The sequence below is a fragment of the Dorea sp. MB18-49 genome (genome assembly GCF_023669465.1).
GTDB classification, from domain to species: domain Bacteria; phylum Bacillota; class Clostridia; order Lachnospirales; family Lachnospiraceae; genus Dorea_A; species Dorea_A longicatena.
This window is the reverse complement of sequence record NZ_JAMOYX010000001.1, coordinates 341224-351622: the sequence shown is the minus strand read 5'-3', so window position 1 is coordinate 351622 and position 10399 is coordinate 341224. Positions and strand designations below refer to the sequence as shown.

Annotated in this window: 7 protein-coding genes; all 7 read right to left on the bottom strand. The window is 41.0% G+C overall.

Annotation, left to right across the window (positions count from 1 at the left end; all coding sequences use genetic code 11):
- Nucleotides 1–225: 225 nt before the first annotated feature.
- The 7 genes from NCY30_RS01775 to NCY30_RS01745 all read right to left on the bottom strand — a co-directional run bounded on the left by NCY30_RS01775 (nucleotide 226) and on the right by NCY30_RS01745 (nucleotide 10384).
- On the bottom strand, nucleotides 226–1020 hold the full coding sequence (locus NCY30_RS01775; protein ID WP_022416330.1) for an ABC transporter ATP-binding protein: 795 nt from the start codon (nucleotides 1018–1020) through the stop codon (nucleotides 226–228).
- Nucleotides 1020–3698, bottom strand: a complete 2679-nt coding sequence (locus NCY30_RS01770) for an FtsX-like permease family protein (RefSeq protein ID WP_250818420.1) — start codon at nucleotides 3696–3698, stop codon at nucleotides 1020–1022. Before NCY30_RS01770 ends, NCY30_RS01775 begins: the two co-directional genes overlap by 1 nt.
- A 2-nt stretch (nucleotides 3699–3700) precedes the next feature.
- Complete coding sequence (locus NCY30_RS01765) at nucleotides 3701–4876, bottom strand: sensor histidine kinase (RefSeq protein WP_006426523.1); 1176 nt, start codon at nucleotides 4874–4876, stop codon at nucleotides 3701–3703.
- Complete coding sequence (locus NCY30_RS01760) at nucleotides 4873–5589, bottom strand: LytR/AlgR family response regulator transcription factor (protein ID WP_055181819.1); 717 nt, start codon at nucleotides 5587–5589, stop codon at nucleotides 4873–4875. Before NCY30_RS01760 ends, NCY30_RS01765 begins: the two co-directional genes overlap by 4 nt.
- 327 nt (nucleotides 5590–5916) lie before the next feature.
- Entirely contained in the window at nucleotides 5917–8046 is a 2130-nt protein-coding gene (locus tag NCY30_RS01755) for a CocE/NonD family hydrolase (protein ID WP_250818419.1), read from the bottom strand.
- 128 nt (nucleotides 8047–8174) lie between these two features.
- Nucleotides 8175–9686, bottom strand: a complete 1512-nt coding sequence (locus tag NCY30_RS01750; RefSeq protein WP_173787365.1) for an ATP-binding protein — start codon at nucleotides 9684–9686, stop codon at nucleotides 8175–8177.
- A complete protein-coding gene (locus NCY30_RS01745) occupies nucleotides 9683–10384 on the bottom strand; it encodes a DNA alkylation repair protein (protein WP_055193943.1) in 702 nt (233 codons plus the stop codon). Before NCY30_RS01745 ends, NCY30_RS01750 begins: the two co-directional genes overlap by 4 nt.
- Between the last annotated feature and the right edge of the window lie 15 nt (nucleotides 10385–10399).

The following is a 10399-nucleotide window of genomic DNA, read 5'->3' as shown; positions in this document are numbered from 1 at the left end:
ATATATACCAGTATATATGAACAACGTTCTTTATCAGGCATGTATTTATCTGTTTTCTGTGGTTTTCATTTTTGATTAATGCCCGAATATCTGGGCTTGAAGTAAATGAATTGATAAATATAGATACGTTGCAGATGCTAGAATTTATCTGCGTGCCGCTAGAATAACATGCCTGATTTTTATTTTCAATGCAATTTCTAGAAATACTGATTTTTTGTGAACTTTCTACAACTCCTTCATCTTCCCAAGAATCTCCTGATAAAACGCTTCCTGATCCCCGCCATTTCTCATATCTTCCAGAATCATTCCATCTTTCAGAAGAATCAGCCTGCTGCAATAACTTGCCATCTTCGGATCATGTGTTACCATAACAATTGTCTTGCCAAGTTCCCGATTGATATGACTCAGTGTATGGATTACCACATCACCGGACTTAGAGTCGAGGTTTCCGGTCGGCTCATCCGCAAGTATCAGATCCGGATTATTGATCAATGCTCTGGATATCGCCACTCGCTGCTTTTCGCCTCCGGATAATTCATACGGCTTCTTGTTCATTAGATGTGTAATTCCGAACTGTTCTGCATATTTCTGCGATTCTTCCATACACTCTTTCGCACTCTTCTTATCCAGGATCTTCGGAAGCATGATATTTTCCCTGACGGACAGACTGTCCATCAAATAGAAGTCCTGGAACACGAATCCGATCTTTCTCCGTCGTATGTCCGCAAATTCATCCTTCCACAAATCTTCCGTATCATGTTCTTCAAAGAACAGCTTTCCTCCGGTCTGACGGTCTATCATACCCAATAGTTTCAAAAGTGTCGTCTTTCCACATCCGGATCTTCCCATAATTCCGACAAACTCCTGTCTCTGGATAGAAAAATTTAATCCCTTCAGGACGTGGATCTCTTTCTTCTTTTCACCATCTTCTCCATACTGCACATAATCACGGACCAGATTCTCTGCTCTTAATACGTCTGCTGTTTTTTTATTTTCATTCTTTTCTAATTTTTCATTCATTACAAATCTGCTCCCTTTTCAATCTTTTTCACAATCGTATCTTCCAGCCACTTCAGATTCAGCCACTGTAATATGAAATATATAATCCAGAGTACACCTGCATTTATCACATAATTCTTCACATCATTCAGATGATAATCCCTGAGTCCAAATACAATTCCAGAATACAGTACCGTAACTATAACGACAATAACAGATGGGATCGTCACAAACCGGCTGATTTCCTTTTTCTCGATGCAGATTCGTTCCCTGCGATTCATTCCCAGACGGTTCATGAACTGATACCGTTTCCGCATATCCGGCAGTTCCATCTGAACCTTCATATGAAGTAGGAGCATACTGATCACAGATAAAATAATAAGCACAAATCCATTCATCACACATTCAAGGATTCGCTCCATCTGCCGCTTTTTCGCTGCTTCTGTCTTCGTATATGTACTTTTTACAAGCGAATCAAATGACTCATCATATGCATGTTGCTTTGCAAAATCTATTGTCAACTGATCTGCTTTTTTCTGGTATTTTTCCGGTACATTTGCAAGGACAAGTTTCGTCGGCCATTCATGGATATTTTCTTCCAATACCGCATCCGACGTTTTTATTTTTTCTCCCGTATTCATGTCTGTCGTTTTCCAATAGTCTTTTATTTTGCCAAAATATGCATCAGCGAATACAATAAGATTCTCGTATTTTCCCTGTTTGAATGCACCGATCAGACTCGAAGTCTCGGAGCCTGTAATCGTCCGTACCGGATAATAAGTCTGGTGCTCCATTGTATCAAAGCCAAACAATGGCTGTCCGATATGCAGATTCGGATGTATCATCAACTGATAGTGATCAATTGGTTTCGCCTTTGTTCCCTGATCTTGCTGATACACGACATAAATTTTCTTTCCGTTCTTGTCAAGATTCAGATGCTTTTTCGGTTTTTCTCCGACTGCCTTCTTTAACTTTCGATAACAGCTCTCTGATATACCGATATTCTGGCCTTGCTGCCAGACAAGATCAAATGGTCCTTCCAGACGTTCTGTATTATCAATCGTTGTTGCCCGGACCATCGGAATACTGGTCACTTCTGCTTTGCATTCTTGCTTAAGCTTTTCGATAATCCCTGTATCATTACTATTCGCAAGCCATACATAGTCGTATGGGTACAGCGTATCCGTCTTATCTGCGATTCTGTTAGATACAACTTTTACCAAGAAAAAGGACATCACACATACATGTATCACAATCATAAGTGTCAGATACTTTACAGTTGTCTGGTATCTGTGTCGTATCATATGTTCTTCCGGAAGGGTTCGCAGGTATTGATCCATAGACGTTTCTTTTTTACGCAGGATCATGGCACCTATATTATACAGAAAAACATACAAACACAGGAAGAACCCACACAAAAGAAAGATACTCTCTGAAAATCTTCTCTGTGTATACAGATACAGGACGATTACTCCCAGCAGCCCGCTGATCAACGCCCCTGCTTTTCTGTATATTCCCGGAATCTTCTCACCTTTCACCGCTGCATTTCTGGCATCGGCGGAACGTTCTCCTGCATGGATATCCCCAGAGATACCAAAAGCAAACAAACAGATAACAGCTATCACGATTGCCGTGATCAGATACACCTTCCACGATACCTCTGATTTCATATCGATTTTAGGAAAATGCTGTATAACAGCGGCATATATGCCAAACAAAATGGCTCTTCCAATCACAAATGCCGTCACCAGTGCCACCGCAAATCCGGCAAGTAATTCTCCGATCCAGGACCAGAACACGGCATTGCTCCGCATGCCAAGTGTCCGGAAAATCCCATCATCCGCCATCCGTTTTTTCCGGTAGAATACCATGACAACCGTAATCAAAAACAATGATATCAGTACGATCACGATCAGGCAGTCCTTCATAATCTCAGTCAGCCCAAGCCCTAGTAATTCATTATCATATCCATAGCTTCCGGAAAATGCCTCTCTCATTCCAAATCCAATGAACAGAAATGCTGCCGATAACAGAACCGATACAAATAAAAAAGAAAAATCTCTCCAGTGATATTTAAAATTCTCCCACAGCACATGGTAATAAAGCTTCGAATATTTCCCTGGAAAATATAATCTTCTTTTCCGTTCCTGTTTATAATGCTTATCATTTTCCTGAGTTTTCAGGATCTGTTCACCGGATTCTTCCCATTCTTCCATGGATTTATGCATCAGTAACCGTATCCCCGTCCATATCGGAAATACTGCCAGATACCCAAGTAGATACATCGGGAATACCTGTATCGTACCCGCACTGCTCCATGAACTGTTAAGTCCAATCTCGGCCACTACCGACAGCATTGCAAATAATCCGATAAGTTCTATGATAGATAAAAATTTTATTTCCCATCCCTTGATGTTACAGATAAGCCGTATTGTTTCGATTACTTCAAGAACGACATACAGCATAACACATACCGTGAATGTTTTTGCCAGTGTATGAATATCCAGTGGTAATGCATCTGCTGCTCCGTCTAAAAACGTCGTGTTATATGTATCTGCACAACTGTGATTTCTCAACACAGCAATTACATACATAATAAAATTCTTCCGTTCTCCCGTTATATTCATCCACGGAAACAGAAAATATATCTGAAGTATGATCCCCAGAATAATATTCATCCGTCTCTTTTTCTCTTCCATTCTCATTCCTCTTCCGCCCCTCTTATATCATATATCGAGATGATACAGACCAGATACTCCCCGTAAATTTTATATCGGAATATGCCGTCATATTTTCTGACAATATCCTGTATGTTCTTCATTCCATATCCATGAAGTATCTCATCTTCTTTTACTGATACAAATTCTTTCTGATTCTGCACCGGCATTTCTTTAATTGCATTTGAGGTCTCAATATATAATAAATGATTCTTCTTTTTTATCTTAATTTTTATCCAGCGCTTTTTATCTTGGATCCGTTCACAGGCTTCCAGAGCATTATCTAGAACGTTTCCAAAAAGTGAAATAATCTCCCTGTCTGAAAACGGAAGGGTTGCAAATACTTCTGTCTCAATCTGCATATCCGTCTCTTTCTCTTTTGCATCTTTCGTCTTTTGATTGAGGATCATATCCAACATGCGGTTACCCGTCCAAATCTGATAGCTGTCATCCAGCATATCATCACTTAATTCATTCAGATACTGGTGCAGTCCTTCCCAGTCTCTCTCCTGATCGTATTTTTTCAATGCAAGCAGGTGATTTTTCATATCATGTACAACCTTCCGGCTCTTTAACATTTCCTGATATTTTTCTTCCAGCGCTTTCACTTTTACCTGCAGCAACTGTTCGTCCCGCTCTTTCAGTTCTGTCTTATGCTTTGCTGTCTCCGTATCCCATGCAGCCGCCTCGATATCCAGAAACATCCAGATTCCAATAATACCTATGAATATCACCATATACATATAGATTCTAAGCTTGAACAGCGCACTGTCATCCAGATAGATGTATGAAGCATCAAGATATAAGAAAAAAAGAACGATGGCAAGAACCCAGACATACCTGTGTATATCAAACGTTTTGATCCCTTTCATATGTCTGTACAATTGCCATAGTTCAATCATCTGCATCACAATCATAAATGCTATGATCATGGTAAATGTCACTGCCGCAAAACCGGAATATTTCCATAAGATTGGATGCCCCGATAAGAAAATATAATTATATGCCTTGATGCAGCTTTCTTTCCGGAATATCTCGATCAGATACACGTGAATCGTGTGATACCCTCCGTCTATACGGATCCATGGAAAGAAGAAATATATTTGCAGCAGAATCCCCATACAAACATCTGCTTTTCGCTTTCTCGTCCATTCTTTCATTCTACATTTCTCCAGTATTCCATGATCTGTGTCTTCACATCCTGAATAGTCTCTGCCCCTGCCTGAATCTTAATCCCGTCTTCCAGATAGATGGCAGCCGTCGTGATCCGATCCACATGATCGATATTGATAATATAACTTCTTCCGGCAAATATAAAAGCCGGGCTTTTCAAATCTTCAAAAATCTGATGCAGTGCCAGACGTTCTTTGTATGCGCCATTTACCATTACAAATTCAACATACTTCTGCCCTTTGACCTTGCGGATACAGATAATGTCTTTATGATATAATTTTCTCTGGTCCGTCACCCCACCGATCCAGAAGAAATTCTGGCTCTCTTTTTGCTTTTCCTGATAAATTTTCTGTAATACTGCCGGCAAACGTTCTTTCATATCTCTTTTCAAAATATACTGATATGCCTCGAGGACATAACTATCCACTGCAAATTCGGCGTACGATGTCAGGAATACCAGGCAGATATCTTTTTGTTCTGCCTTTAAAATTCTTCCCAGATCGATCCCGCTTTTCCCCGGAAGATCAATATCTGAGATAACTACATCGTAGTGCTTCTTAACTTCCAGAAATTCTTCGGCTGTTTTATATATTTCGGTGGTTATATCCTGCACCTTAAGTTTCTCGAACTCCCGGCTAATAAGTCTTTCCACTTCCTGTCTTGTATGTTCTTCATCTTCTATCATTGCTATCTGAAACATTTATATTTTCTCCGTATTTATTCACATAATTATTGCATTCATTGTACCACGATAGTTACAAATATTGTTATAACTGGCCATGAATTCCGGGATTTGTGGCCATGAATTCTTGAAAAAACGTCTGCTGATACAGAAAACTTACCATTGGCAAAGCTCCTTACAGATGTTTTGGCAGCCAAGCAGCTCCTTACGAACACATGGCAACACAAAAGAACTGCTATTTTAAGACTTTACTCCTAAAACAGCAGTTCTTATTTTTTCAATCATTTACTTCTAATATTTTCAACCAGCAGCTCGTACTTTTCTCATTTCCGATAGATATTCCATCTATTCCGCTTTATTCAGTCCCATGTCCTCACTCGCTTTTGTCACAGGAACTTCCACCATCACAGAGTTGTCATCAATCTCTACCGAATATGTCTTATGGATCAGGCAGTTCACCGGATCTTCTGTTGCAACAACTACTGCAAGTCTGTGTCCTGGCTCTACGGTATATCTTGTCGTATTGAGATATACGCTGTAATCGTGATATTCGCCTTTTTTAAGCTCGATACTGTTCTGTGCTGTCTCCGGCGCATAACCTGCTTCAGGATTACACAGATCTGCAAATGCACGTGTGATCACGCGGTATTTTTTATGTACAGTATTAAATTCTGCCTCATCAAATGCCGGAAGATCTCCACCATTAATGATTCCGCCTTCTTTTACTGTCGTGACCGGAACAATATTTCTTTCCGGATCTACAGTCTGGATACTGTCGAATTCTTCGTCACATACATCACAGAGAAGCACTGCAATCTCTACATCATCCATTTTGCCGGATACTTTGGAATTACCAAGCTGCATGGTCAGTGTATCCACATCGTTTCTGTTTTCCGGATCGAAATCTGTTTCGATATTTCCGTCTTTTAATGCTGCCTTTAAGTTCAGGCATACCGTTCCCTGTACAGTCACGGCTTTTTCAAATGGATCTGTCACATAGCGCTGAGCCATATTTGTAGACTTCAGTGCCATCACATCATCGAAGTTTTCTGCACTGACACCAGCTTTTTCCCAGTCTGTATCAATCACTGTCTTACTCTCTTCTTTTGAAGTAAGCTTCATGGTATACTCTGTTTCCCATGCACTTTCTGTTTCCCATTTTTTCTGATCATAGTTCGTCTGAGCAAGTACTTCCGGCATCTTTTCGGCACCATTTTCTACTCCGTACAGATAATGGGATATCCATTCATTTACGATATCATCATAGAATTTTCCATCGATCAGGATTCCGTAATTCTTATTCGCCATGGTCGGTGTGATATGCGGCCCCTGATGAAGGATCAGTTTCACTGTCTGCCCTGCCTGTTCGAATGCGGTATGCATCATTTCGAACTGTTTTGTAGATACATTTTCGTCGTTGAATCCATGTACAATCAGTGCACTGCACTTGATCTGGTCTGCATGCAGACGATAGTTTCCGGCTCCCCAAAATTCCGGATCATAGTCGAATCCGCATTTTAACTGCTGAAGACTTAATTCATGATGGAATGCTGCAATATCATCCAACTGTTTCTCAGATAATGTCTCATCGTTATAACGGCTGGAACAGAAATATGCCAGGAAACTGTTCAGCATCTCTTTCGGCCAGTAGCGCTGTGCACCCTGCATATTCTGCTGTGTATACCAGTCTGCGATACCTGCAACCGGAACGATTGTTTTCAGGCCTTCTACGCCTGTGGTTGCAACTGCAAACGGCATGGTTCCGGCATAAGATCTTCCGGTCATGGCAACATTCCCATTCGCCCAGTCTGCCTTCGTCTCGATCTTTCCTTCACGGTCTGCGTAAGCCACTCTGTCGCCATGCAGCCATTCTACAACAGATTTGAATGCATCTCTTTCATACTCTGAACCGACATAGTTGAATCCATCTGAGCCAAGCGCTCCGAATCCGGCACTTACAACCACTGCAAAGCCGCGCACCAGATAATAATTGAAGTTATCCAGATTTTCATATACCATGCTGTTATTGTTTCCTTTATCCGGATAATACCAGTCTGCCGGATCTGCCTTTAATGCAAGATCCATGGCACTGATCATTCCTTCCGGGATACGTGCAGGCACTTCTTTGTCAAGATCTGCAAAATCAATTTTGCGGTATTCTTTGCTTTCCACTTCTTTCATATGATCGTATCCGTCTGCCTGTACACCGGCACAATACGGACGTGCCTCATATAACGTTGCCGCCTTATAATTGCCTTCTACGGCACTTCTTGGAACCTGGATGAATGCTTTAACGAGATCTCTCTTTCCGTCTCCATCCATGTCATAGTCAGATTCCACATATACACAGTATCTTACGATACTTGATGTCGCAGGATCGTATTTTTCTCCTGTCTTTCCGTCTGTGAATTTGAAAACAGGCTGTGCAAGTCCATTTTCGAATACCGGTACTTTACTGTAATTCTTTTCTTCCATTGTAAAAACCTCTCTGATTCAATATTTTACCTAAGGAATATTGTACCACGCATTTCGGAACCGGGCAAATTTTCTTTCTGAAAATATCTGGAAATAACTGATACAGAAAAATGCGTAAAAACAGTTTTTTATCTGTTTTTACGCATCTGTAATATATCCAAAATCGTATCATACACTGACGGATTGTCTTTGATCACAATCGCCAGTTTTTCTTTTGCCTGATTCAGCTGATGAAAAAGAAGTCTCACATTTGATTTTCTGCCTTCACTCGTTGTTATACGGGTTATTTCATAAGAAGCTTCACTAATCTTTCCCGCACGGAGATAACCGTCCTCATCATAATAATACTGTTCATCCAGTACGGCTACCAGGCAGTTCACATCCCGCATTGCCGGATTCTGATAGAGATATCCCCGTCTCGCATAGCCTTGCATCAAACATACTGCTTCTGTATCATCATTCGCATACACCACTTCAATATTAGGATAGCCCTTCTGCCCTTTTCTCCGCGACAGATCCAGCATGTTCTGAATAAAGGAAGAAAGTTCTGCATTTGTACGGATACGGTTCGTCATATGAAAGCTCTGCACATCCGGCAGGCTCGCAAGTCTTTGCGATATTTCACGATCCAGTTCTTCAGGCGAGATCATGTCTTCCGTATCACTGGAGAAGATTATCGGAATCTGCTTTTTACATTCTTCTAATATCTTTAATTGCTCCACAGAAAGCAGATGTGCCTCATCCACCAGAATAGCACTGTATGGCTTTAAGAATGTATCAAACGCTTCTTCCGCACACACATTTTCTGTCATCGTCTGCTTTGCTGCCTGAAGTGATAACTGACGATCCGACAGAAAATCAATCCGGCGCAGACGTTTATGTAAAATTCTCCAGTCCTCTCCTGATTCTCCGCAATGAATCATGCAGACTCTCTGACGTACCGACAGCTTCATCGCAAGATCATACAGAAGCAATGTCTTTCCCGTCCCCGGAAGTCCGCTGAACCAGTAATAGTCGGAATGTTTTGCTCGGATTCCTTTCAGGATCTGTCGTTCGATATCTCTTTGCTGTGCCGTTAGAAAATATTCTTTCTGTAAAAAGCGTTCCGGCTCTCTGAGCGGTGAGATCAGATAGAGTTCTGCGCGGAACAGTTCTTCGATATTCCCGTCATAATCCGGACTTTCTCTTTTCAAAGCTCTGCATAATTCGTCCCAGTCTGCCTCTGCGATATGATCATGATTCGTCAGTCTTACCAGACGGTTCTGGCTGCTGATATAAGTATACGAATGAATCGTTCTTCCAAGCACCGACAGATAATAGCGGTTCTGCAAAAGCTGTCTGCGAATGGCCTCATCCGATACCACACCACTTTTTAACTCAATATTTACAATCTGGTCTTCTTTGATCTGAAGAAGATCAAATTCTTTTCCCAGTCTCGGAATCTGAAACGAATAAAAGAAACGAAGTGCATATACATCCTCCATACAGGTTTCCAATTCGGCTGTCAGTGCTTTCATACTTTCCAGTTCCCATTCCCGCATTTTCAGAAAATAGTCTCTTCCGGATAACTGACGTTCCAGTTTTTGCAGCTGTTCGATATTCTGATTTCTTGTGATCGTATAAATGGATATAGATTTCATTTTTTAATCTTTAACCCTCTTAGATATTCTTTCTGCTCTGGCGTGATCCGGTAACTTTCGATAGCTTTTTGGATCGTCTTATTATGCGTCCAGACATCTAATTTTTGCTTTTCGATAAACGGGAGAATCTTATCATACTGCTTTGCAAGCGCCGTCGCAAAATACCATGCACGCATCATATTTACATAATATTCTTCCGAACGAATCTGTGCCACTTTCTCCGGGTACTCCATCTGAAATGCATCTTCCAGATAATAGCGCATCAGCATACTGATACCGAACCGGATGGTATATGCATGGTCGGATTCCATCCATCGGTATACTTCATCTATAAATGTATCCAGATGTTTCTTCACTACCTTGACCGCAAGCATATCGCAGGTCGCCCAGTTATCAATATACGGAAGAAAACGTTCCAGTTCTTCCAGACATGTGTCATAGTCTTTAATCTGTTCGATCAAAAGTCCATGCAAATTATTTTCTTCGTAGTACTGATGTGGCAGTATCTGCAGATATTCTTTTGCTTCATCCGTTTTTCCATACTTCTTCGCAAATACACGAAGTGCCGGCGTCCGGACACCGATGATCTTTTCTTTGTTGACTGTCGGCATTAGTTTTGCATGGAAGTCGCGGTATTTTAAGTCTTGCAGCTCAAAAAGACGGGTTTGTACGTTGGTTATGATTGTTGTTTTATTCATATTTTCATCCTTGAT

What these genes read in the sequence shown, in the direction of transcription:
- NCY30_RS01765 (WP_006426523.1), bottom strand. Translation starts at nt 4,876, where the DNA reads ATGAAAGAATGGACGAGAAAGCGAAAAGCAGATGTTTGTATGGGGATT.
- NCY30_RS01750 (WP_173787365.1), bottom strand. Translation starts at nt 9,686, where the DNA reads ATGAAATCTATATCCATTTATACGATCACAAGAAATCAGAATATCGAA.
- NCY30_RS01770 (WP_250818420.1), bottom strand. Translation starts at nt 3,698, where the DNA reads ATGGAAGAGAAAAAGAGACGGATGAATATTATTCTGGGGATCATACTT.
- NCY30_RS01755 (WP_250818419.1), bottom strand. Translation starts at nt 8,046, where the DNA reads ATGGAAGAAAAGAATTACAGTAAAGTACCGGTATTCGAAAATGGACTT.
- NCY30_RS01775 (WP_022416330.1), bottom strand. Translation starts at nt 1,020, where the DNA reads ATGAATGAAAAATTAGAAAAGAATGAAAATAAAAAAACAGCAGACGTA.
- NCY30_RS01760 (WP_055181819.1), bottom strand. Translation starts at nt 5,589, where the DNA reads ATGTTTCAGATAGCAATGATAGAAGATGAAGAACATACAAGACAGGAA.
- NCY30_RS01745 (WP_055193943.1), bottom strand. Translation starts at nt 10,384, where the DNA reads ATGAATAAAACAACAATCATAACCAACGTACAAACCCGTCTTTTTGAG.